General features: G+C 43.2%; 24 protein-coding genes. 2 read left to right on the top strand and 22 right to left on the bottom strand.

Translation table 11 applies throughout. The features are described from left to right. Positions 1-28: 28 nt before the first annotated feature. The 6 genes from MHB63_19450 to MHB63_19425 all read right to left on the bottom strand — a co-directional run bounded on the left by MHB63_19450 (position 29) and on the right by MHB63_19425 (position 6653). Positions 29-1171: a GntR family transcriptional regulator gene (locus MHB63_19450; protein ID MEK3808705.1), complete on the bottom strand. Its 1143-nt coding sequence runs from the start codon at positions 1169-1171 to the stop codon at positions 29-31. Positions 1172-1247: 76 nt separating this feature from the next. Continuing rightward, positions 1248-2375, bottom strand: coding sequence for a Gfo/Idh/MocA family oxidoreductase (locus MHB63_19445; GenBank protein ID MEK3808704.1), 1128 nt, complete (start codon positions 2373-2375; stop codon positions 1248-1250). A gap of 175 nt (positions 2376-2550) precedes the next feature. Then, positions 2551-3543: an L-glyceraldehyde 3-phosphate reductase gene (gene mgrA / locus MHB63_19440; protein ID MEK3808703.1), complete on the bottom strand. Its 993-nt coding sequence runs from the start codon at positions 3541-3543 to the stop codon at positions 2551-2553. Positions 3544-3673: 130 nt separating this feature from the next. Then, positions 3674-4921, bottom strand: coding sequence for a YeeE/YedE family protein (locus MHB63_19435; GenBank protein MEK3808702.1), 1248 nt, complete (start codon positions 4919-4921; stop codon positions 3674-3676). A gap of 166 nt (positions 4922-5087) precedes the next feature. Then, positions 5088-5756, bottom strand: coding sequence for a GNAT family N-acetyltransferase (locus MHB63_19430; GenBank protein ID MEK3808701.1), 669 nt, complete (start codon positions 5754-5756; stop codon positions 5088-5090). 12 nt (positions 5757-5768) lie between these two features. Beyond that, on the bottom strand, positions 5769-6653 hold the full coding sequence (locus tag MHB63_19425) for a carbon-nitrogen hydrolase family protein (GenBank protein ID MEK3808700.1): 885 nt from the start codon (positions 6651-6653) through the stop codon (positions 5769-5771). Between the two features lie 159 nt (positions 6654-6812). Here MHB63_19425 and MHB63_19420 point away from each other — a divergent pair, with 159 nt between their 5' ends. Then, positions 6813-7325, top strand: coding sequence for a hypothetical protein (locus MHB63_19420; GenBank protein ID MEK3808699.1), 513 nt, complete (start codon positions 6813-6815; stop codon positions 7323-7325). 21 nt (positions 7326-7346) lie between these two features. On the opposite strand, the gene MHB63_19415 is transcribed toward MHB63_19420, so the two are convergent. The 15 genes from MHB63_19415 to MHB63_19345 all read right to left on the bottom strand — a co-directional run bounded on the left by MHB63_19415 (position 7347) and on the right by MHB63_19345 (position 21445). Continuing rightward, positions 7347-8456, bottom strand: coding sequence for a histidine kinase N-terminal domain-containing protein (locus tag MHB63_19415; GenBank protein MEK3808698.1), 1110 nt, complete (start codon positions 8454-8456; stop codon positions 7347-7349). 239 nt (positions 8457-8695) lie between these two features. After that, on the bottom strand, positions 8696-9679 hold the full coding sequence (locus MHB63_19410) for an ornithine cyclodeaminase family protein (protein ID MEK3808697.1): 984 nt from the start codon (positions 9677-9679) through the stop codon (positions 8696-8698). A gap of 26 nt (positions 9680-9705) precedes the next feature. Beyond that, complete coding sequence (locus MHB63_19405; protein ID MEK3808696.1) at positions 9706-11019, bottom strand: MFS transporter; 1314 nt, start codon at positions 11017-11019, stop codon at positions 9706-9708. A gap of 17 nt (positions 11020-11036) precedes the next feature. Beyond that, positions 11037-11720 (bottom strand): FadR/GntR family transcriptional regulator, encoded by a 684-nt coding sequence (locus MHB63_19400; protein ID MEK3808695.1) that lies wholly within the window; start codon positions 11718-11720, stop codon positions 11037-11039. A 201-nt stretch (positions 11721-11921) separates the two neighbouring features. Continuing rightward, positions 11922-12407 carry a CBO0543 family protein gene (locus tag MHB63_19395; GenBank protein MEK3808694.1) on the bottom strand — a complete coding sequence of 162 codons (486 nt, stop codon included), beginning with the start codon at positions 12405-12407 and terminating at the stop codon, positions 11922-11924. Between the two features lie 116 nt (positions 12408-12523). Beyond that, entirely contained in the window at positions 12524-13228 is a 705-nt protein-coding gene (locus MHB63_19390) for a peptidase E (protein MEK3808693.1), read from the bottom strand. Positions 13229-13244: 16 nt separating this feature from the next. Continuing rightward, positions 13245-14102, bottom strand: a complete 858-nt coding sequence (locus MHB63_19385; protein ID MEK3808692.1) for a DUF3307 domain-containing protein — start codon at positions 14100-14102, stop codon at positions 13245-13247. Beyond that, a complete protein-coding gene (locus MHB63_19380; protein ID MEK3808691.1) occupies positions 14099-14857 on the bottom strand; it encodes a hypothetical protein in 759 nt (252 codons plus the stop codon). The genes MHB63_19385 and MHB63_19380 overlap by 4 nt, the downstream gene beginning before the upstream one ends. Positions 14858-14971: 114 nt before the next feature. Further along, complete coding sequence (locus MHB63_19375) at positions 14972-15379, bottom strand: MaoC/PaaZ C-terminal domain-containing protein (protein ID MEK3808690.1); 408 nt, start codon at positions 15377-15379, stop codon at positions 14972-14974. Continuing rightward, entirely contained in the window at positions 15376-15825 is a 450-nt protein-coding gene (locus MHB63_19370; protein ID MEK3808689.1) for a MaoC family dehydratase N-terminal domain-containing protein, read from the bottom strand. Before MHB63_19370 ends, MHB63_19375 begins: the two co-directional genes overlap by 4 nt. 14 nt (positions 15826-15839) lie before the next feature. Then, complete coding sequence (locus MHB63_19365) at positions 15840-17015, bottom strand: acyl-CoA dehydrogenase family protein (GenBank protein MEK3808688.1); 1176 nt, start codon at positions 17013-17015, stop codon at positions 15840-15842. Positions 17016-17119: 104 nt separating this feature from the next. Continuing rightward, positions 17120-17509, bottom strand: coding sequence for a thioesterase family protein (locus MHB63_19360; GenBank protein ID MEK3808687.1), 390 nt, complete (start codon positions 17507-17509; stop codon positions 17120-17122). Further along, positions 17490-18692 carry an iron-containing alcohol dehydrogenase gene (locus tag MHB63_19355; GenBank protein MEK3808686.1) on the bottom strand — a complete coding sequence of 401 codons (1203 nt, stop codon included), beginning with the start codon at positions 18690-18692 and terminating at the stop codon, positions 17490-17492. Before MHB63_19355 ends, MHB63_19360 begins: the two co-directional genes overlap by 20 nt. Next, entirely contained in the window at positions 18689-19180 is a 492-nt protein-coding gene (locus MHB63_19350; GenBank protein MEK3808685.1) for a GNAT family N-acetyltransferase, read from the bottom strand. Before MHB63_19350 ends, MHB63_19355 begins: the two co-directional genes overlap by 4 nt. Positions 19181-19231: 51 nt before the next feature. Next, the gene (locus tag MHB63_19345; protein MEK3808684.1) at positions 19232-21445 is read right to left on the bottom strand and encodes an AAA domain-containing protein; all 2214 of its coding nucleotides are present in this window, start codon (positions 21443-21445) and stop codon (positions 19232-19234) included. A 285-nt stretch (positions 21446-21730) separates the two neighbouring features. Here MHB63_19345 and MHB63_19340 point away from each other — a divergent pair, with 285 nt between their 5' ends. Further along, positions 21731-22105, top strand: coding sequence for a hypothetical protein (locus MHB63_19340; protein ID MEK3808683.1), 375 nt, complete (start codon positions 21731-21733; stop codon positions 22103-22105). A gap of 224 nt (positions 22106-22329) precedes the next feature. Here the strand turns inward: MHB63_19340 and MHB63_19335 are convergent, their stop codons facing one another. After that, positions 22330-23691, bottom strand: a complete 1362-nt coding sequence (locus tag MHB63_19335) for an aspartate kinase (GenBank protein MEK3808682.1) — start codon at positions 23689-23691, stop codon at positions 22330-22332. Positions 23692-23765 lie beyond the last annotated feature (74 nt).

Raw genomic sequence — 23765 nt, 5'->3', positions numbered from 1 at the left:
ATAAAAAAATAGGCCTGCATATTCAGGCCTAGTACGTCACGCGATGCATTGGTTTTTCTGTTTCACCCTCAACAACTTTGTGAGGAACAAAGATATGCTGAACTGCAAACTTGTGATTAGACATCTTTTCCATCAGAAGATTTACCGCATTAAAGGATATTGTCCATTCATCCTGCTTAATATGTGTGAAATGAATTCGGCCATTGCCGGGAGAATCAAAGCAGACGACAGAAATATCTTCAGGAACTTTTCTGCCTGCTGCACGCAGTCTTTCAACCGCCAGTTCTGCAATTGAATGCTCGCATGCCGCCACAGCTGTAAGTTTTTTGTGCTTTGCAAAATAAGAATCAAGTTTAAGAATGTCTTCCTTAAAAATGTCTGGATTGCCTGCACTGTGAACAGGCATGCTGTTTTTTATTTCGGTCAGAATATATTCTCTGTTAAGCTTAATTCCAAACTCAGAATGCGCAAGCTGAAATCCCATGATGCGTTCTTCAATGGCTGTCGTGCCATCCGGCGGCGGAGACAAAAAGCCAATTTCTTTATGACCCAGGTCAAAGAGATGAGCAGTGAGCTCTCCAGCTGCTTTTTGATGGTCCGTGCAGACAAATGAGGCAGGTATCCCTTTAATAAAACGGTCAATGAGAACAATGGGAAAGTTTCTTGAAACAAGTTCAAGCAATTTGTTGTTCACATGCTCACCATGAACAGGAAAAACAATCAGGCCCTCTGCCCCTATGTCAAGAAATTCATTAACAGCTCGTTCCTCTACTTCTTTTTTCCCGTAGCTCAATTTGAACAAAACCGTAAAACCATAGTCACTGCAATGTTTTTCAATCCCTTTGACAAGATCCATTCCGTAGCTTTCATCAAACCCGGGGAGAATAAAGCCGATCAATTTGCGGGTCTGACTTATGCGTTCAGGAGGAGGTGCAGCATCCTTCCCCGAGCCGGCATACGTAACAAACGAACCCTTCCCCTGAATTCTTTCAATATAATGTTCTTCTGATAAGAGATCGAGTGCTTTTTTTGATGTAATTCTGCTCACTTCAAATTGCTCTGCCAATTCTTTCTCAGAGGGAACTTTCTCTCCATGTTTAAGGGTGCCGCTTTTTATTTGATTCAATAGAGATTGATACACCTTCAGATAAAGAGGGTTAAAAGTTGTCATATCGTCACCTTTCTATGATTGTTATATTCAATATAACAACTTTATTCGGGTAAGAAAAGAAATTTTTACTGAAAGATTACACCCGGATCTGTTTAGCCCTCTGCGGGATGCTTACCCACTTTTTATCTATGGCTGATTGTTCAATCGCATCAAGAATGAGCTGATTTTGCAGGCCGTCAAAGAAATCAGGTTTTTGGGATTTCTTTTTTGAAATCGCTTCCATTAGTTCGGATATTAAATTGACGAACGTATGCTCATATCCAATAATATGACCGGCCGGCCAGTAAGCATCAGCAAACGGATGCACTTCCTCTGTGCAATTGATGACCCTGAAGCCCTGCAGGCCTTCGTCATCTTCCGATAAATAAACATGAAGGTTGTTCATATTTTCAAGGTCCCATTTAATCGATCCATATTCGCCATTAATTTCAAAACAATTGCGGTTTCTGCTGCCGGCTGCAAAACGTGTTGCTTCAAAAACCCCCATCGCACCGTTTTCAAATCTTGCAATAAATGAAGCAGCATCGTCTACATCCACTATGCCCGTTTTTCCAGGCTCATTTTCAATTGGCCTTTCTTTTATAAAGGTTTCCATAGCCCCAACGACTTCTATCATTTCTCCTACTAAAAACCTTGTAAGATCAATGATGTGTGCACCAATATCACCGAGGGCTCCAGATCCTGTTATTTCTTTTTTCAGCCTCCATGCAATCGGGAAATCAGGATCCATGAGCCAGTCCTGCAAATAGGTAGCCCTGACATGATAGATTTTTCCGAGCCTGCCCTCTTCAATCAGCTTTTTGGCATATTGAACGGCAGGAGCAAAGCGGTAATTATGGGAAATCATATGAACAACACCGTTTTTTTCAGCGGCTGCAAGCATTCTCTCAGCTTCCTCCGCATTTAGAGCAAGAGGCTTCTCGCAAATGACATGTTTTCCTGCTTCTGCGGCAGCTATGGCAATTTCAGCATGAGAATGATTTGGAGTCACTATATCAATTAAATCAATGTCATCTCGCTTGATTAATTCTCTCCAATCTGTTTCATAGCTCTCAAACCCAAGTTCTTTAGCAGCTTTCATAACACCTTCTTCGTTCCTTCCTGCGATTGCCTTCAGAACAGGCTTTGATCTGTCAGGAAAGAAAAACGGCACATTTCGATAACCTAGACTGTGAGCCTTTCCCATAAACTTATACCCAACCATTCCAACTCTGATCTCATTCAAAACAATCACCAGCCTTCACTTATAGTTGATATAAAAAAAACTGTCATTATATTGACTAATTAGTCTTCCGCACTAAAAATCCTTTTTTAGACGCTGAATTTTTTTATAAAAACGGATAAAGAAAGCCCTGCAAAGCTTGCAAGGCTGTCTAATACTATTCTGACAAAATGCTTTCAATCTGTGAGAGCTCGTCTTTAGTAAATTCAAGATGATTCAGAGCCGCCACATTTTCTTCAATCTGGCTCACTTTGCTCGCTCCGATCAAGGCAGAAGTTACACGGCCTTCCCTGAGCACCCATGCCAATGCCATTTGTGCAAGATTCTGTCCGCGTTTTGCAGCCAGTTCGTTCAACTTCTTAATTTTTCCTACAAGCTCTTCTGTTACGCGCTCTTCCTGAAGTGCTCCTGTTGCTTTTGCAGCGCGTGATTCCTGAGGAACGCCTCCGACGTATTTGTTTGTGAGCAGACCTTGCTCAAGCGGACAAAATGCAATCGAACCTACCTTATTTTCCTGCAGCACATCCTGCAATCCTTCTTCAATCCAGCGGTTCAGCATGGAATAGCTTGGCTGGTGAATTAATAGCGGTGTTCCAAGACGGTTCAGGATTTTCACCGCTTCCTCTGTCTGCTCAGCAGAATAACTTGATATTCCGACGTACAGGGCTTTTCCCTGACGGACAATCTGATCGAGTGCTCCCATTGTTTCTTCTAGCGGCGTATGAGGATCCGGCCGGTGAGAATAAAAAATATCTACGTAGTCCAGTCCCATTCTCTTTAAGCTTTGATCAAGACTTGAAATCAGATATTTCTTTGAACCCCATTCCCCGTACGGTCCGTCCCACATCCGGTACCCGGCCTTAGATGAAATAACCAGTTCATCTCTGTATGGCGCGAAGTCCGTTTTCATAAGCTGTCCGAACATTTCTTCAGCAGAACCAGGCGGCGGCCCGTAATTATTGGCAAGATCAAAATGAGTAATCCCAAGGTCAAAAGCCCTGCGCAGCATGGCACGCCCGTTTTCAAAAGAGTCCACTCCGCCGAAATTATGCCAAAGCCCAAGCGAGATTGCAGGCAGCAGCAACCCGGAATTCCCGCAGCGGTTATACGTCATCGATTCATAGCGATCGGAATTAGCTTGATACGTCATATGTATTTCCTCCTTTGTAGTCTTCTTTAGTATCGTAATGGAAGAAAGCGGTTTCGTAAATGAAAAAGTCTTCAGGCTTATCCACATTAGATCGATTGCACTAAAAAAGAACTCTCAGGAATGAGAGTTCTCAGCAAATAGAATCTGTTGGTTTAGGGTTTTTCAGTCCGAAAATCGGCCGGATAAATAAGGCGAGGAATGTTCCAAGCATAGCCATGACCATCCAAACCCATCCATGAAGACTGAATGAAGCAATTCCTCCAAAATAGGCACCGATGTTGCAGCCGAAAGCAAGACGGGCGCCATAGCCCATAAGCAGGCCGCCGATAATGGATGCACCTGCTACGCCAGGTTTAATTTTTCCCGGCTTAAACGTTCCTTGCGCGGCTGCAGATATGAATGCGCCAAGGATGATGCCGAAATTCATTACACTTGTTGAATCCGCAAGAACGGTTTTTGTTAATGCTGCTCCGTTTGCACCGGTGAAATAACCCCATGATGAAACGTCAATTCCTGCGGCCATCAATGCTTTTCCACCCCAAAGGGCAAAAGCTGATGTTATGCCCCAAGGGTTTCCCCTGATAGACAGTGTCAATGCATTAAGCAGCGCAAGAATGATCGCTGCTGCAAATAGCGGCCATGATCCGCGGAGAATCTTTTTCCAGCCCTTTACGGTAGGAAGCTGTTTCATCATAGGCGGATTTTTCTTTTTGGCAATCTGTATGGTGATCCAGTAAATAAGAGCAAATACAGCAAGCTGGACGATCAGTGCACCGCCATAGCCGAGACCCGTGGATGTTGCTAGAGAGACCGGCGGAAGGGCCGGCATATCTTCCATCCAGAAAGTAAAATGGTAGGCTCCAATAACAGATCCTGCAATAAAGGATACAAGGGTCAGGATCATGGATGATGATCCGCCGCCCACTGAATAGAGCGTTCCTGAAGCACAGCCATTGCCCAGCTGCATGCCAATGCCGAACATAAATGCGCCTACGATAACACTTACCCCTACAGGAGATACGTATCCTGCCGGGGCTGTTCCTGTAAAACTGAAACCTGTGCTTAATATGACGGCAAATAAGACGGATGCTATGGCGAGCATCAGCATATGAGCCTGAAGACCCTGAACATTCCCTACAGAAACGAGTCGTCTAAAGGCAGAAGTAAAGCCAAATCGTGCATGAAGCAAAGTTGCACCAAGAAGCAATCCGATTATATAAAGAACGCTCTGTGTGCCTCCCGCTGCCAGTAAAATGGCAGCAAATAATAGAACTGCTGCAAGCAATCCCGCCGCAACGAGCGGTTTTTGAACAGGCTTCATTTCAGATACAACGGTGGTTTTAGCCCATGAAGGTGAATGAATTGCTGTTTCAGCCATATTTAAAACTCCTTTTCATATAAATTTAGTCGGAATAACATGTGCTATTACCATAACGCGTCTACAATCATTTGTAAACCGGATTGCTCATAGTCAGAACATTAAAATACCTGATTGATTGAATAAAAAAACCCAGGCCTGAACCTGGGATTTTAAGTAGCCTCGCCTACCTATTAAATGGATTTTTCCATTCCATCAGGGCGGCAAAGTTACATGATTCATCATCTTCAAGATAGTCAGGGATGACAGAAAGCGGAGTTCTTCCGCATCTAAGCAGAAAGGTCAGGACGGGGTCTTTCAGGTTTCCTTTCACTACTTCCTCTAAATACTCATCAGGACTGAGATGATCTGAGTGCTGTCTGTAACCCGGCATTCTTCCTCCGCCAACCAGCCGCTTCAGGTTAAGCTTCACAACCGTTTCATACATGGAAAACATAAGCCATTTCCCAAGACCCAGCTTTCTGAACTTTGGCCTGACGCTAATATCAACAACATAGAGCGTATCTCCGTCCGGCTTATGGCTTCGGGTGATATAGCCGCTGTCGGTTATGTCTTCCCAAGTATGATGGGGGCGGGCAGGATCAAAGTGTACGCGCAGAGCTGTCATTGATCCTGCGATTTCTCCATCTGCTTCTATACAGAGAGCGCCTTCCGGAAACAAATGCACATGCTGCTCAAGCTGTTCCTTTTTCCACCATAGATCAGGCGGAAACGGCGGCGGAAAACTTTCCTTTTGAATCTGAATCAGTGAATCAAAGTCATTTTTTTCATAGCTTCTTACAACTGCTTTAACAGGAACACTGTCTTCGAAAACAAAAAATTCTTTTCTGTACAAGGATTCTCCTCCTTACAGCAGCGTACGGTCCCCCTGCTTGGCTTCCCAATCGGGATATAAATCGGTGCGGCGGTCGCGCCAGGTTGTAACCGATCCGCTTGCACGCACTTTATAAAGAAGCTCTAAATCGAGGTCAGCGGTTACGATCATCGGCTGATTAATTTCGCCTTCTGCAGCCAGCCCCTTTGGAGGGAACGGCACATCATTCGGTGTGATGATGGCAGCCTGACCGAAATTCCCTCTCATGAAATCGACAGTCGGCAGCGAGCCGACAGTACCGGTCGTCACAACGTACACCTGATTTTCAATCGCGCGGGCATGGCTTGTATAGCGGACGCGGTGAAATCCGTGGCGGTCGTCTGTACATGAAGGGCAGAAAATCACATCAGCACCTTTCGCTTTTGCGATCCGCACGATTTCAGGAAATTCAATGTCATAGCACGTCAGCATGGCAATGGTCCCTTTGTCCGTTTCAAACACCTGGAGTTCGTCACCCGGCGTCATATCCCATTCATGAACTTCAGTCGGCGTGATGTGGAGCTTTGCCTGCTCTGCCACCCGTCCGTCCGGATAAAACAGATGAGCAACATTATAAAGGCGCCCTTCTTTTTTGATTACATGTGTCCCGCCGATGATATGCATGCCTGTACTTGCTGCGAGACCTTTAAAAAGCTCCAGATACTGCTCTGTATAATCAGGAAGTTCATCAATTGACAGTACCTGTCCCTCAGCATTGCCGATAGACATAAGCTGAGTAGTGAAAAATTCGGGAAAAAGAACAAAATCCGTTCCAAATTCCTCTGCGGTTTTAATATAGTGCTCAACCTGATCTGCAAATTCCTTAAATGAGTGAATTGTGCGCAGATCATACTGAACGGCCGAAACTCTAAGCTGCATGGAGTTCATCTCCTTTTCCTTAGTGATGTCAAAAACAAAGATATAAATATTATTAAGCATGAGAGAAGAACTTACAAGCAGAAGGTACTGACAATCTGACTGCATCAGATGACAATGCGGGGGGAAAATAATGAACATGACGGAAATTAGAGGGATTTCATGTTTTCGAAATATGATTTTACTAAAAAAAAGCTCTTTCTTTATCTAATCCTAAACGTTCTGATGATCAGCCTGCTCGTCGTTGAGTCCATTTTTGAAATCACTGCTTCCAGTATAATCATGATCACTCTCACTACAGCTGTCCTTGCTGTCTGTTTTTATTTCCTGTTTGAATTTATCGTGGCTGTACCAAAAACGGAAGAAAGGCTGCAGAGCATTTTTATTGGTTCAGGTCTTCTTCTCATGCTTATCGTAACATCATACGCGAATCTTTATTTTCAAATTTATGGATTTTTCGGTGACAAAGCCTTTAAATTCTCAGGTGACCATTTGTCCGGCAATGATTTTTTATATTACAGCATAACGACCTTTACAACCACTGGCTTTGGGGATATTTCCTCCATTGGTCTTATCTCAAACATAGCCGCTGCTTCTGAAATGCTGACGGGTTTTATTGCAAGCACTTTGTTCATGGCAGTCATTACATCGAAGCTCGTCACAAACCTAAAATAAGCCTGAAGAGATTCAGGCCAATTATGAAGTACTTATAGGGAGAGCAATCGTAAAGGTTGTCGTCCTCTCATCCGACAGGCAAGAAATGGTGCCGCCGTGGCTTTCGATGATTTTCCTGCAAATATACAGGCCGATCCCTGTGCCCAGTTCTTTCGTTGTAAAAAAGGGCTCAAAAATCGTTTCAATCTGTTTTTGGGGAATCATCGGTCCGTTATTTGAAATATGTACGTATGCCGTGCTGCTGTCTTCTTTAAAATCAATGGTTATCGTTCTGTTGGCGTTAACCTTCTGAAGAGCGTCAATGGAATTGAGCATCAGATTTAAAAACACCTGTCTCAGTTCATCTCTGCTTGCATAAATAGAAGAATTTTTCTTAGGACCCTCCTGCACTTTAACGCTCCCGTCCAGCAGACTGGGATACATAAAGGCGAGCACCTCATCAAAAAGCTCTCCAAGTTTTAACTTTTCGCGCTTGCTTTCAATCGTTTCTTTTTTGGAAGCATGCAGAAACTGAGACACGCGGAAGTTCAGCTGGTCAACTTCATGGCTGATGATGTCAAGGTATTTCAGATTCGGATGATCGCTTTGCATTAGTTTAATAAATCCTTTTACAGCCGTCAGCGGATTACGGAACTCATGTACAAAACTTGAAGACATCTGCCCGAGAATCGTCAGGCGCTCTTTATGGCTCTGATCGATAAATGAGATCTTATCCTGCAGAATTTCTTCTTTTACCTCCGTGTACTTCTTTACGGAAAAATACGAAAATTGATCAAAAAGGATGTTAATTTCTTCGATAAAAGGCTGAAGTTCTTCCCTGGAAATGCCGGAACTCACAATGTAGCGGATAACCTCGCGGCGGCCAAGGTTAACATTATTGATAAAATCGCCGATATTAACATTAGCTTCTACTCTTTCAAGTGCGACCTTGCTGGCAAGAACATCGATTTCATCCGAACTCAGCGGCTGAACAATCGTCTTTTTCACAAGCTCGTACATTTTCATCCCGTTTTTTTCTACCTCTTCCTGATGCAGATCATCATCTGAAATGGTAATTTTCTGCCGCCATGCAGAAATAAAAGTTGAGATGTTTTCATCGAGAAACCGGATTAATTCATCTGTAGCTGTCATGTAAAAGCACCCCTGATTCTTGCAAAAAATCATATGTAAGATCTCCATCCCTTTGACTATAAAAAAACAGGGCTAAAGTTTCTACTATTCTTAAATCTTTACAATTTACATTCTATCATAAGATGAAATCATTCAGTTAATCCGAATTTTACTTTTGTATGGCTGGGAGAGAAAAAAAGGGCGGTAACCAGTAAACAGTAAATAGACCCTTGTTGTACAAGGGTCTATTTTCATGCTCTCTATAAATTTATCTCTTGGCCTAATCCGGATTTTATTGCTTTTTTATAAATGCTGATAGCAGCCATCGTATCTAAATAGCCAATTCCAACTGATTTATAAAATGTGATCTCATCCTCATCTGTCCGGCCCAGTTTTTCACTGCAGATGATTTCACTGATTTCTCCATAAATCGACTGGGGCTGCCACTCATTATTTGCTATAGGAATAAGAAAATCACCCGCTTCTTGTAAAACCCCTTCAATTGTATCAACAACAATTTTACTGCTCTTATTTAATGTCTTAGAGTCTACTTCCTGCATATGAGGGAGGTAGGAGCCTATCGCATTGATGTGAGTACCAGGTTTAATGATGTCTCCGTTGAACAGCGGCACAGAGGATTTTGTACTGCAATTTACAATATCAGCTCTATGAACAGCTGCATCTGGATTTCCTTCAATATAAACCTGACAATCAGGATAAAGCTCAAGCAGGATTTCTCTTAATGCTTCAGCTTTGCCAGACGTCCGGTTATAAAGAATGATTTCATTGATCTCCCTGACAGACATAACAGCTTGAATCTGTCCAATTGACTGTGCGCCGCATCCAATAACCGCCAGAATTTTCGAGTTCTTTCTTGACAGATATTTAGTGGCTGCACCGCTTGATGCACCTGTCCGCAGTACTGTAAGGTAACTCGCTCCCATTATGGCTTTATGTTCTCCAGTTACCGCATCTGTAAGCAAAATCACGCTTTGGAGCACATCTCTGCCTTCCTCTGCATTTTTCGGGAAAATACTGACCACTTTTACAGACATGTATTTCTCTGCTTCAATGAATGACGGCATGTAAAGAGTTTCTGCCTCCGCTTCCGGATATGAAACTGACATCCTGACAGGAGCTTTTGTCTGCTTTGATTGATAGTATCTAAATGCCTGCTCCGTATCCTTTAAACAATCCTTCATAGAATAAATTTTCTTTATTGACGCTTCATTTAGCACAAGCATGGATGATTGCCTCCCTGATTTTCCATTTATACTGCCTTTGATTGAGGTTCTCCATCCGTTTCCACAGGTCTTGTTTCCTTGGTAAACAAAACAGCTGTAAGTGAGATAATTGCAGCCGCAATCATATAGATGGCAACAGGAATAAATGAATTGTTATAAGCGCTGAGTAAGGCAGTTGCAATCAGAGGCGCTGTTCCTCCGGCAAGGGCTGCACCCAGCTGATAACCGACTGTTACTCCTGTATAGCGCACGCTTGTTGAGAAGATTTCAGAAAACATCGTACCTAAAACAGCAGTAATAGGAGCCCATATAATGCCAAGGCCGATAACAGTAGCCACTGTCAACCAGAATACTGAATCAAGTGACAATAAGTAAAAATATGGGAATGCATATAGAATCATACCAATAGTGCCCCCAATATATAGAGGTTTTCGACCAACTTTGTCAGAAAGCTTGCCCATAAAAGGAATCATAATCGTTGTGACGAACGTTGCAATTGTGACAGCATTTAAGGTATCACTTCGGTCAAAATTCAAATTCGATGTTGCATATGAAATGATGAACGTGCCGAATATATAAAACGGAGCTGTTTCGACAACCTTAGCACCTACAGCAATTAAAACTTCCTTCCAATGATATTTAAACGTGTCAACCAGAGGAACTTTCGAAATGGTGCCTGACTCTTTAGCTTCTTTAAATGCAGGTGTTTCATCTATGCCGTTTCGGATCCATAAACCAAGAAGTACTAATAAGGCACTTAGAACAAATGGTACCCGCCATCCCCAGGCTTCAAATTGATCATTAGGCAGAAGCGTCATGACTGAAATCGAGAGCGTACCAAGAAGAAGGCCGATTGTAACACCCATTTGAGGAATACTTCCGAAAAACCCTCTCTTTTTTGGAGGTGCATATTCGGTTGCAAGCAGCAATGCACCACCCCACTCGCCTCCAATACCAAGCCCCTGAACAAGGCGAAGAAGGATTAATAAGATTGGAGCCCAAATACCGATTGATTCATATGTAGGCAGAAGGCCAATAAGAACTGTGGCACCGCCCATAAGTGACAGTGTCATAACGAGTGTCTTTTTCCGTCCAATTTTATCCCCTATATGACTGAAAATTATTCCTCCAAGCGGACGGATAAAGAATGGCAATGCAAATGACGTATACGCAAGCATCAAACCGACAACCGGATCTCCAGACGGAAAATACAGCTTGCTGAAAATCAGAGCTGCGATTGTTCCATAAAGAAAATAATCGTACCATTCAATTGAACTTCCTATTAAACTTGCAACTAACGCTTTTTTTGCAACCTTTTGATTATCCCTGTTTTGTCCCATCCCTCTACCCCGTTTCTCTATAGTAGTTCTCTTATCTTTGCTTCCAGCACATCCACCATAAGTTGAAAGGCTTCCTTAGCTCTATATCCATCCTTCTCTCTTATCCAATGAAATAGGTCTTCATGAAACTGATAGGTATCTTCAAAAAAAGACGACAAGTCTGCATGCTTTTCCCAAAATTCGTAAAAATCATTGTATACAGTAATAATCATTTTTGTCAGGACAGGATTATGTGAAGCTTCATATAAAGTTTGATGAAAAAGATAATCAGCCTGAACAGATTCAGCAGTCAGGATTTTGACTTTTTTAAAGATCATGAGATTATGTTCCATTTTCTCCAGCTGCTCTTCTGTTATCTTTTTGACTGCAAGTTCAATTGCCCTGCCCTCAAGCCCCCTTCTCACATCACATAGGTTCAATAGATACTCCAGATCGCATTCAATTTTAATTCGTGTCTGAAGGTGATGAAAATCAGCATCTTTCACTAAAATTCCTTTTCCATTAATAATCTCAACAAAGTGTACGGCTTCAAGCTGTCTCAGAGCTTCTCTGATACTCGTCCGGCTTACTCTGAACATTTCTGCAAGCTCTCCCATCGAAGGGAGCTTATCCCCTTTTTGAATGCTGTGAGTTCTAATATATTGCTTAATTTCATCAGCAACCAGTTCATGTACAAGCTGTTTTTTAATAAACGCCTTCATCCCCTTTCAATCCTGTATACCTATCATATAGGTAATTATAAGATAAATTCTGAATTTTACAACTACTAGTTACAAGAAAATGAATTTTTATTCAAAAAAACCCTATCATTAAATAGTTATCAAGTATATATATGTACTATTGATGCATATAAAAAACATCTGTGTCATCACAGATGTTTTTAGCTTTAAGAAAACAGGGTCTTAAGATCCCATTTCTTCTATTGGAGATTTATGTTCGTTTCGTTTCACCATTTCAATAAGTCCCCGAATTGCAAGAAGTGTAAAAGTTACACAGCCGAACGTATGAAAAATCGTCCACCTTTTCCAGTGAAATAGGTTCGTCGTCTTTTCCAAATACCACTGCCCAATGGACATCGGCACACTCCAGGTAAGGCTTTTCAGCAGAACCATCGGCAGCCTGTCTTTATAGCACTGTCTGATCCAAAAAACACTCAGCAGCGGGAAAAAGAGAAAATCATATAAAATATTGGTTTTATAAATATGCGGTAATGGCCTGACAGGATAGGCAATTCGCTTTGTCCTGACATAAAACACATCCATTAGTGTCGAGATGACGCCTTTCCCGAGAAAGATAATCAGCACTTCTTTTAGAGCTGATCGTTTCATTGCAAAAGGAAATAATACCACGCACAAACCAAAAAGGCCTTTCAGCAACTTTTTTTCCATTAAATGACCCTGCCCTTGCTCTTTTTGGTTAGTATTAGCACAGCTTTAAAAAAGATGCATCTATTTCCTGCTTACTAAAAATCCTCATTAAATCCGGAACTCTGCAATCGGGTTAATCATGGCAGACCGCCCAGGTACATCATTTGCAGAGGTTCCTCATGGATTCTGCCTGCGTTTTCCTCCAAAAAATAGACCTTGGCATTAGGCCTCGAACTGATGCATTTATAAACTTGTCCGTCTTTAAAATGCACGGCTGCCCCATCTTCCATGCCAAACCCAGCTATCATACTGCCAGAACGTACAAGTTTATGAAATGACGGTCTTCTCTTTTCCTCGCCATCATAATGAGGACAAATACTCCCTTTGATAAATCCCAGTCCATTTATTTTGTACAGCGGAGCATTTAAAGGATCAGTCAATCCCTCTTCAAACCAGCAATTCGCTCCAGCACTAAGCCCTGCAAGGACCGTGCCGTTTTGATATGCTCTTTTAAATAGAAGATCGAGTCCCCATTCTTTCCATAAAACAAGCAGATTCCGGGTACTTCCCCCGCCCACGTACAAGATATCCTGGGACATGACGAAATCCTCAATATCCTTAAAGTGCGGATCAAATAATGCCAAGTGATCAGGTTTACATGCCATAGAATGAAAAGCATGATAAAACCGTTGAATATATCCATCCTGATCTCCACTAGCTGTGGACACGAAACATATTTTCGGATTCGGCTTCAGTGATTGATTCAGAATATAGTGATCCAACAACAAATTATCAGGCTCCATGGAAAACCCACCCCCGCCCATCGCAATAATCTGTTTCATCTTTTCCCCCCTCGTTTTAAAGCAGCACTTCCCTCAAAAGCAGCCCCAAAGCTATGCCCAGAAACATCGAAGTTAAAGTCCCGAGAAGAAAATACTCCGCCCAGTTTCGGTCATCCATCTGCTTAAAGCGGGCGATCGATTTCGCCGTCACAATGAAACCGATGGCGGGATATGCACTGTAAAACGTCAAAATCAGTACAAGCAGCCTTTCAATATATCCAATCAGCTTTCCTCTGGACAGATCATGTTTATTAAATGTGAAATACGTATACTCCTCCGTCAGTCCGCCTGCTGCATTCATCTTATCTTCTTTTCTCTCATTCTTGAATGCATAGCGCCCTTCAAACGAAAGCAGCTGCGCCGGAAGTGTCCCTAGCACCATACGGATGACATGCCCGCTTACACTAGTAGTAACAATTAGAATAATGGCAATAAATAAAAGGGCATTCGGTACACTGAGTGAAGATTTCTCCGTTATCAGCATGATTCCTTTTTGGGCAATTGCGCTGTACGATACATTTAAAAAGAAGTGGCATGCTAACACAATCATAACAAGATGCAAAAACTGATCACCAAGAAAATAGAGAAGGTTTTTCATATTTTGCTTGTCAGTCGTCCTATCCAGCAGTTTCAGCTTAAGAAAATCTATCACACCATGAGTTCCAATTATGAAAACCAATGGCAGAACAACATTTTTCAGCGGATTTACCATCTCGAATTTGGTCAGCCAGAAACAAAGCAAAACAGCCAGGAGGATAAACGCATGATGAAGCAAATGCTTTTTTAAATACTTCCGCTTTTCCCTGACCATTTCATCAGTCTGAAGCAGAAAGTCAGCCGTTAAATGGGCCAGAATAAGACTAAGTACAATCATACGCTCCCATCTCCCTCCCTTTTCGAAAACCATTCGGCTGACGAACTCTGCAAGCTTGAGCGAATTGACGCAATCAGCTTGTCAGTTGACGAATCATCAAATGCCTTATGTTCGATAGAATCAAGAACAGCTGTGACAGTTTTGAAAATCATCACCAGCTCCTCCCCTTTTCCCTTTTTAAAATGGCTCGAAATTGTCGATGGCGACTTGCTCAGCATCGACGCAGCTTTCCGCTGCTGACGGTAAATTTCCACAAGAGTATACACCTTCTTCTGGAGGTCCGTCTGGTCCTTAACGAGCGTATGCCTGACTTCCAGCAGAGAATTGAGTAGCAGCTGGGTTTCATACAGATCATCACGTAAGCGGAATGCAAACTGGGCTTTCCCTGCACCTTCACGTTTCAGTTCATCATTCGCCTCTCTGGCCTGCTTCATCAGCGGATGTATCCACGTTTCTACATTAAGATCCGCAACATTGCTGTCAATCTCGCCAAACGACAGACCAAAGTATGGCGGGTGCTCAACCTTCGTCCAGCAGATACTTAGAAAGTGTGCAGCCGCGTACGCCGCAGCATATCCCTCCGATATAAAAATCACCTCATCTCCCCTTCGATGCTTGACAATCGCCTGATTTCCGGTCCATTGCATCAGCCAGGAAGTGATTTTACTCAAATAAGCAGATAGTTCATTTCCTTTGCCTTCTAAAGAAGAATTTCTAATATCCATAATAAACACAGAGCACGGGTAACGATTCAAAGAACATGCCTCCATAGATTCGATTATATAATATAATGTAGCAAATGTTCGATTGAATGGTCAAACTTTTACGGAGTTTGATTAATTAATAAAAAAAAACAGCGTGGGCTGTTTTTAATAGTCTACCATTTTTTTCATCCTCACCTTCCCGCTCACAACCTCCTCCCCGTTCTGATTCCTCGCACTTACTAAAAATGAAGCAGTATCTCCATTCATTTCTTCTGCAGCTGCTTCCAACGTAAGCACATCCCCCAAAAACACCATCCCCTTAAAGCGGACCGAATAATCCTCCATAAACCATTCTCCAAGGTATGGCGAGAACAGCTTCCCGAGGCTGCCCATTGTCAACATGCCGTGGGCTATAATCCCCGGGAGTCCTGCTTTTTCTGCTTCTTCGTCAATGGTGTGGATGGGATTGTAGTCGCAGGATGCGCCGGCATATTTTATGAGAGTGAGTCTGTCGACGGGAGGAAGTGTGATGCTTCCTATTTTTGCGCCCGGCCGGAGTTCAGCTATTTTCATAAGGTCATCCCCTTTCTGGCGGCTTCCGTCATTATGACAGACTGCGTCATTGTGAAGATGACTTCTCCTTTTTCCGTTTCTCCCGTTCTTTCAATTGTAAGGATGACCATGCTTCCTCCATTGCCAGACCGTTCTTTGCAGTTTGATAGTTTGGAAGAACACAGGATTGTTTCACCGGCATAAAGAGGGCGCTCGTAGTGAAAGGCCTGTTCACCGTGGATCAAACCTTTTGAAGGCAAGTTCAGGTCTTCGATTGTGCCGTAGTTAAGAGTGACGGGAAAAGTTACCGGTGCGATATTCCGTCTGAAAGCTGACTTTTCACCTGCATCAGTGTCAGTATAAAGCGGATTCTCATCGCCGATTGCCAGGGCAAATCTGCGTATGGCTCCAGATTCGACTGTGTTTTTCACTTTATCGGAAGCGCTTCCAATTAAGTGTTTATACATGTGACGGTCTCCTTTTAAATGAATTGGCCGATCTTTACGTTTCCTTTGATCAGGTTCCTTGATAGGATCAGGCGCTGGATTTCATCTGTTCCGTCATAGATTCTCCAAAGTCGGGCTTCGCGGTACCAGCGTTCGATCGGCAGCTCTCGTGTGTAGCCCATTCCGCCGTGGATTTGAAGGACGCGGTCGACAACTCTGTTGCCCATGTTGGAGCCGTAGAGTTTAGCCATGGATGCCAGGTGCCTGTTGTCTTCGCCCTGATCCAGTGTGAACGCAGCATTGAGCACGAGCCATTTGGCTGCTTCGATTTCAGTTGCTGAGTCTGCGATTTGCCACTGGATTGCCTGGCGGTCTGCGATCGGGCGTCCGAAGGTTTCGCGCTCTTTTGAATAATCGATGGCCATTTGCAGCAGCCGTTCTGCTGCGCCTACTGCCGTCGCGCCTACAATCCATCTTGCAAATCCGATCCATTCGAGGCCGAGCTTATAGCCCCCATGAAGTTCTCCCAGAATGTTTTCTTCCGGAACGCGCACGTTGTCAAAGATCAGGGCTGCAGGTCCCCACTCACCCATTGTGTGAATGTATTCAGACTTCCATCCCATATCTCTGTCAACAATAAAGCAAGTCACCCCATCACGGCCTGTTGCACGGTGTTTTTCTTTGTCGGTAATCGCAATAACCATGACAAAGTCGGCTTCATTTCCGCCTGTGATGAACGTTTTTTCTCCGTTCAGCACCCATTCGTTTCCGTCTTTGACGGCCGTCATGCGGATATTGCGGGTGTCAGAGCCTGCTGCAGGTTCGGTCATCGCAAAACATGATTTTTTATCGCCATTAATCGTTGGAAGCAGGTATTTTTCCTTTTGTTCTTCGTTTGCGTAGTAAAGAATATTATCGGCTGATCCTCCGAATCTGAAAGGAACGAACGTTTTTGAAACTTCCATTTGAACGATGGCAAGCATCATTTGGCCTAGGTTGACGCCGCCGTACTCTTCCGGTGTGTTGATCCCCCAGAACCCTGCCTTTTTGGCTTTTTGCTGAAGCTCTTCCAATTGTTCTCTCGATAAGCTTGGGCGTCCTTCCAGTTCATTTCTTAAAACCGTATTCTCAAGAGGCATTAATTCATTCTCTACAAATTTCCTGATTGTTTTCTGAACCATTCGCTGCTCTTCTGTTAAACGCAAATGCATGCCATTCACTCCGTTTCTTAGAAATACTAACCAGTTGGTATGTTACTAGTTTATTTTGAAATTTCAGAAAAAACAAGTCTGAATTCAAAAAAAGCCCTCTAATTTTAATAGAGGTGCTTCTCAAGAGCATATCTGATGTCAGATGGTATGGGTTCAGACTGTTTTTCATGTACATTGTAGTTGACATAGACAGCGGTCCCTTTTGCGCAAAGAGTTCCATTCTGGTGGATTTCTTCATATAGTTCAAGGCTTGAGTTTCCAATTCGTTTGATCCAGCAGAATACGTCTGCCTTTTTTCCAAAATAAAGCTGGTTTTTAAATTCAACATTCATGCTGATTATAATCATTTTCCAGTCACTGAAACAATGATATGGATTAAATAACTGGAAAAGTCCGTTTCTCCCCGCTTCAAACCACACAGGTATGACGGTATTGTTGATATGCCCTACACCGTCGGTTTCCGATACTCTCGGTTCAATCACTGTATGAAACATCCCCTGACACCCCTGCTGCTTTCAGATTACCATGAAAGGCAGCTGTATAAATCCGCTTTATGTCATCCCGAGACAATGGCTTGGGACTTCTAGAAAGCAGTCTCGTCTGTTTGGCTCCATTGTCTGCAAGTCTGTCAAGATCTTCTTCTTTTATTCCATACTCTCTTAAGCTCAGAGGAAGACCTGTGTCCTGTATCAGGTGCTTCATTTCAAGAACAGCCAGGCGGGCAAGTTCTTCATCTGTCCGGCCGTTTTTTTCAATTCCGAGTCTCCGAGCTAAAATGGCCATTTTTCCGCTGCAGGAGTCCCTGATCTCATCCATTACATATGGCAGAAGGACGGCATTTGATTCACCGTGGGGCATTTTAAAAAGTCCGCCTAAAGGATAAGCTAACGCGTGCACTCCTGCTACACCTGCATTAAAAAAGCTTAACCCGGCAAGCATGCTTCCCCAGGACATGCTGTTTCTTGCTTCTTGATCAGAACCATTAAGCACAGCTTTCCGAAGACTCGCAGCAATTTTACCTGCAGCCTCCAGCGCAAGAGTATCTGTCAGAACATCAGCATGGACGGACAGATACGATTCAATGGCATGTGTAAGGGCATCAATCCCGCTTGAAGCCGTGGCTCTTGGCGGGAGACTGTAGGTGAGCTCAGGATCAATGATGACCGCATCTGCAAGGAGATTAGGATGTGTGATGACATCCTTTGAATCTTCAAGGGAGAAAACGGCAATGTCCGTCATTTCCGCCCCGGTTCCTGAAGTCGTAGGAATTAATAGTTTAGGAAGTCCTTTATTTGACAGTGATTTTGTTCCCGTCAGATTTAAGTAATCCTCGACGGCACCTTCATGGCTCGATAAAACCGCAGCCGCTTTGGCAAGATCAAGACAGCTGCCGCCCCCTATTCCGATAACCAGGTCAGCGCCTGAGTCAGCAAGTGCTGCTTTTGCCCGGTTTCCGGCTGCAGCAGTCGGTTCAGGCTGAATGTCAGAAAAGATTTCAAGTTCAATCTTTTTTTCTTCAAATGCCTCCGCGAGTGGTTTCAGCACATTTAACCGGATAAGCACCGGATCTGCAAAGAGATGCACTTTCTCCGCCTGATGCTGTTGAACCAGTTCAATGACCTTTTGAAAGGATCCTTCACCTGTAATGATGATTGATGGGGATCTGAACGTATTCACAGTGCCCCCTCCTTGTGGCCGGAGTAAAAGGTTTGGATCTGCAGGCCATCTGAAGAAATGTTTGTATACTCTCCGGCCGCTGACATGGAAATGGTCTTTTCCCAAAATCTCCTGGCCGGCACGTTTCTTTCTATCTGAGTAACTTCCCATTTCCCCGGATGAATCCTGAATAAGTCATGTGCAACAGCCGTACCCAGGGAATTTCTTCTGAACTTCCTCAAAATAAAAAATTCCGCTATCGAAAACACGTTATCGGACATATCAAATCTTACAAGGGCAAATCCGGCATACTCTCCGTTTTGCCGAATCAAATACGGAAATCTTCCTTCTTCTACCCAGTACTTCTCCAAATAGGCATACGGATTAAATAATCCGTTATGATTGACTGCCGCATCGTTAAACTCGCTGAAATCATATAAGTAAAACTGCATCAGATTTTCGAATACTAGTTTTTTCGAAACATCTGCTAATGATAGTTGATAAGACATAGCTTCACCCCTTGTTAGGTGAAATTCTATTCAAACAGCGTTGTTCCTGCTTCAGAGCGGCAATTGCGCAAGTATTTGCCTGACTGTTTTTTCAGATTGAAGCCTTGCAGCTACAAATGGCGGCTTTATGCGGCCGGCCCCTTCAAAAGGCTGTCCAATCCACATAACCGTGTCATCAATGGCTATGAACGGAAACGGGAGGTCTTCCTGAACCCAGTCCCCTTTTATCGGCTGTTTTACAGAAGAAATGAATGTGACAGCAGCATCGGTCTTGTTCAACTGTTCTTCCCAGTCTGCGTTTACCCTCACCGATGCAGGAATGCTGAGCACAATTTTTCTGCGGGCTTTCTGAATATCCGTAAAAACAGGTTGGAGTTTCAGAGCGTGTATCCACCTGAGCATGGGGTGCTGGTTTTTGATCCAAGTTCCGATTTGCTGATGGGCAACAGTCTGCCCCTCTTTTATTTGATGATCCAAAAGCTGTCTGATTGTCTTTCCTGTATACACTTTTTCGCGAAGAAATTGTGTGTCACTTACATGAATAAACTTTCCTTTTGTCCTTGTAATGGCAACGTTTATCAGTCTCGAGCTGTCTTTGCCGGTCAGCAGCATGCCAGCTTTCTTTTCAGGAAAGCTGTCGACACTGTCAAAAATCATCACATCCCGCTCGCTGCCCTGAAATTTATGAACGGTAGCTGCCAAAATATCCGCATGCTGCACTTCAGCCTGATAAAGATCATCAAGAAGCAGCTGCATCAAATGGGTCTGGGCTCTATATGGAGCTGCGTATCCGACTGACTTTGCTCCCGATAGGACGGCTTCATGAATGCTTTGAAAAGAAAGCAGAAGATGCCAGAGGTTAAATTTTGAGTGAGATGTCCGTTCTTTTAGACAATATTGCCCTGTGAAGCTGGCATCAAGGAGGATCGATGCCCTTCCCGGGAACGGAGCAAGTTCTGAAAGACTGCTCCGCCTGTTTAGTACATCGGAATGGTCTCCTACTTTATTCTGATAAATATACCTGTTTGTAAACGATGATATTTCCGGATGCATTCTTCTCTGTTCGTTCAAGAGCAGCATATGGGGATGAAGGCCACCGCTTGTGTCTGAAACACCGAATCTTACAAAGATATCTTCTTTTAGCCATTTTTCAGTCAGTTCGTGACGCGATGAAGCGATTGGCGGAAGCTGTTTAAAGTCTCCGCACAGAATCGTCCGTTTTCCAAGGGAAGCAGCAAATGCAGCCTGCGGAACATATGCCATACTCGCTTCATCAACAAACACTGCATCATAGTCGGTTTCATAAATGGCAGGGTCACTTGCTGCTTTGGCAAACGTGGTGCCGATAATTTTGGCTTCTTTTGCAAACTCGGTTTCCTGTCTGCGGATTTTCTCAAGCACCCTGCTGATTTTCGTTTCCAGATCAAGAAGAGCATTTGAATCTCTTTTACTGAAAGAATGGGACAAATCCGATTTTAAAAGCTTCCTTTCGCTGAGAAGGTTTTGCCGTTCTGCCGCAATGGCCGGAGATTGTTCTGCAAGCAGGTCACTTACTGTCAGAGGGACTTTAAATGAATAGCCGCTTCCGAATCCGTAGCGGACAATTTCTCCCGATTTAAACTTTTCCCGCTTCAGGACGAATTGTGCAAGCTCATTCATCAGAACGTCAACAGCATTATTGCTGTGGGACAAAATCAGTATTCGTTTGCCTTTAAAATAGAGATTCGCCGCTGTTCTCGCAAGCGTATAGGTTTTTCCTGTTCCCGGAGGCCCCCAGACGAACGTGATGGGGTTGCAGATTGCCCGCTGTAGCAGCTCATGAACAGCATTTTTGGACGTTTCAGGATGTTTTTCAGGCATGGAGGGATCCATAAGTTTTTTTATTCTTGCGCGCTTTTGCTTGCTTTTTTTCATCTCTTCAACTCGATCTGCGAGTTCTTCAAGCAGCTCCCACGGGTCGTGAAAAAGAAAAGCTTCCGGAATCAGGTCGCCGAATGTCCGTTCAAATGAAAGAATGATGCTTGTTCCTTCAGAAGAGAGTACACGTCCGTTATGTTTCACGCCGTCCCATTCAAGTTTTACCGACGAGCCGACGGGAGCATTGATTTTCCCTGTACCTTCAAAATAATAAGTAAAAGCATCTCCGGAAGAAAGCAGATGCCCGTTTATGACTCTGTATTTTGTACTGCCGTATTTTTTCAGGTAGCCGATTTCAATCCCGATGGCCTGAAGCCATTCTTTTATGTACTGTTTTGTTGTCATCATGTTTGTTTCTCTCCGTTCATACAAAGAAGCAGGACTCTATTTTGAGCCTGCCTGTGTGAACTATTAACTATACATGATTTTTCATTTTTCGTCATGGAGAGTGGGAGTATTTCCAGAAATTCATCAGGAAGATGCATGGTGTTTTTTGATAACTCTTCGAAATCTTACTTTCAGCTACCTGTCAAATGGTAAAAGATATAGGAATAGTATATTACTGGATTAATAAAATTGAAAAAGGAATAAAAATGAGGTGATTTCATTTTAGAAAAGCTCAGGAAACTTAATATGAAAACTGCTGTATTTATGGGAATTATTTTTTACTCTTTGACGATCTTGATCCACTTTCTTATTATAAGCAAAAGTATTCCATTCACATGGGTTAATGGTGGAAGGTCTGAATCATTCGCTGAACAGCTGCCAATAACTGTTATAAATATCGTTATTTCTATTATTGGAGTAGTTTTTACGTTGATTGTTGGTAGAATTAAACTATATAAATACAAAAGAGGAATAACCGTTATATGCTGGTTTTTTGTTGTACTTTGGTCTTTTGGCTTTATACAACAATTGTTTGGAACACCTTTTGAAAAAATGGTTTGTTCGTTAGTTTTGCTTATTGGAGTTATCTCGAACTTGCGTATGGCGATTGAAAAAAAATAGATGTAACTATTTAATTAATAAGTTTGTGAAAAATTACACTTAAACTAAAGGGGTGCTTTAGGAATAAGCAATTCCTTAAACAACAAAAACTCGCAGTTTTCTTATGCGAGTTTTATTTGTTATAGCCTTATGGTATAGCAACAATCTTTACGAAAACAGCCTTTTTGAAAGATGCTACGCGCACAGTGAAAAGCACTGCCCGAAACTGTGCAGTGCTTTCTTTGCTATGCTAATACCTTTGCAAAAAATTCTTCATACAGAGCCTGGACAGCCCTTTTTTCCTGCGCTTCTTTTACACCGAACATCATGCTGACCTCAGACGATCCCTGATTGATCATTTCAATATTGACGCCTGCATCAGCAAGAGCCTTTGAAGCTCGTGCCGCAGTGCCGATATTGCGGCGCATGCCTTCCCCTACCATCATGATCAGGGACAGATTGTGTTCAACCTTCACTTCGTCTGGCAGAAGATCTGCCTGGATCCGTTCGAGAATTTGTTTTTCAGTGTCCGGAGTCATCTGCTTTTGCCTCAGGATAATACTTAAATCATCAATGCCGGACGGACTGTGTTCATAGGTAAGGCCAAAGTCTTCCAGGATTGAAAGCAGTTTCCGGCCAAAGCCGATTTCTTTGTTCATTAAATATTTGTTCACATAAATACTGCAAAAATCATCATCGCTTGCTATTCCGATAACAGGCCCGTTCGTATTTTTGCGCTCATTTACGATGCGTGTGCCCGGAGCAGCAGGATTGTTTGTATTCTTGATTTGAACCGGAATGCCGGCTTCAAAGGCAGGAATTAATGCTTCGTCATGAAATACGGAAAATCCCGCATAGGACAGTTCGCGCATCTCCCTGTATGTCAGCTCGCGGATCTCCTTTGGGTTTGGAACGGTATTCGGGTTAACAGAGTATACTGCATCCACATCTGTGAAATTTTCATACAAGGCTGCTCCGGTTCCGTTTGCAAGGATAGAACCTGTTATATCCGAGCCGCTGCGGGAGAAAGTAACAACTTCGCCTGCCTCGTTGTAGCCGAAAAATCCCGGGAAAATAAGAATGCCGGGCCATTCAGAAAGCGACCTGAGATTTGTGTACGCCTCTTTTAAAACAAGAGCTGTTCCTTTCGTTTCTTCGACAAGAAGACCCGCAGCTTTAGGATCAACATATGCTGCCTGCACTCCCCTGCTCTGAAAATAAGCAGCAATCAGCCTGGCATTGCAGTCCTCCCCGCTCGCTTTAATGGCATCTATGTATCTCGCTTCATTTATATGGTCATTATGAAGAAGTTCAAGCAAATGAGTTTTGATGCTGGAAACGATTTCACCTGAGAGTCCCAGCTCCTCAGCAATTTGAGCATACCTTAGAACAACAGCAGCAAGAATTTCTGCTGTTTCAAGCCCCTTCAGATGTCTGTCTCCAAGCTCAATCAATAGATCCGTCACTTTGCGGTCATCTGCAAAACGTTTTCCCGGCGCAGATACAACTACAATCTTTCGGTCTGCATCCGACAACACAATGTCAAAAACCTTTTTCACCTGCTCGCCTGATGCAAGCGAGCTGCCTCCAAACTTCACTACTTTCACGCGAACATCCCCTAAAGTTTTATAGTTCAGCTGTGCTGATCATACTTCTATAGAATCCATAACTGCCTGAATTT

The organism is Bacillus sp. FSL H8-0547 (genome assembly GCA_038002745.1).
Classification (GTDB): domain Bacteria; phylum Bacillota; class Bacilli; order Bacillales; family Bacillaceae; genus Bacillus_P.
This window is presented reverse-complemented; position numbering and strand designations above follow the sequence as displayed.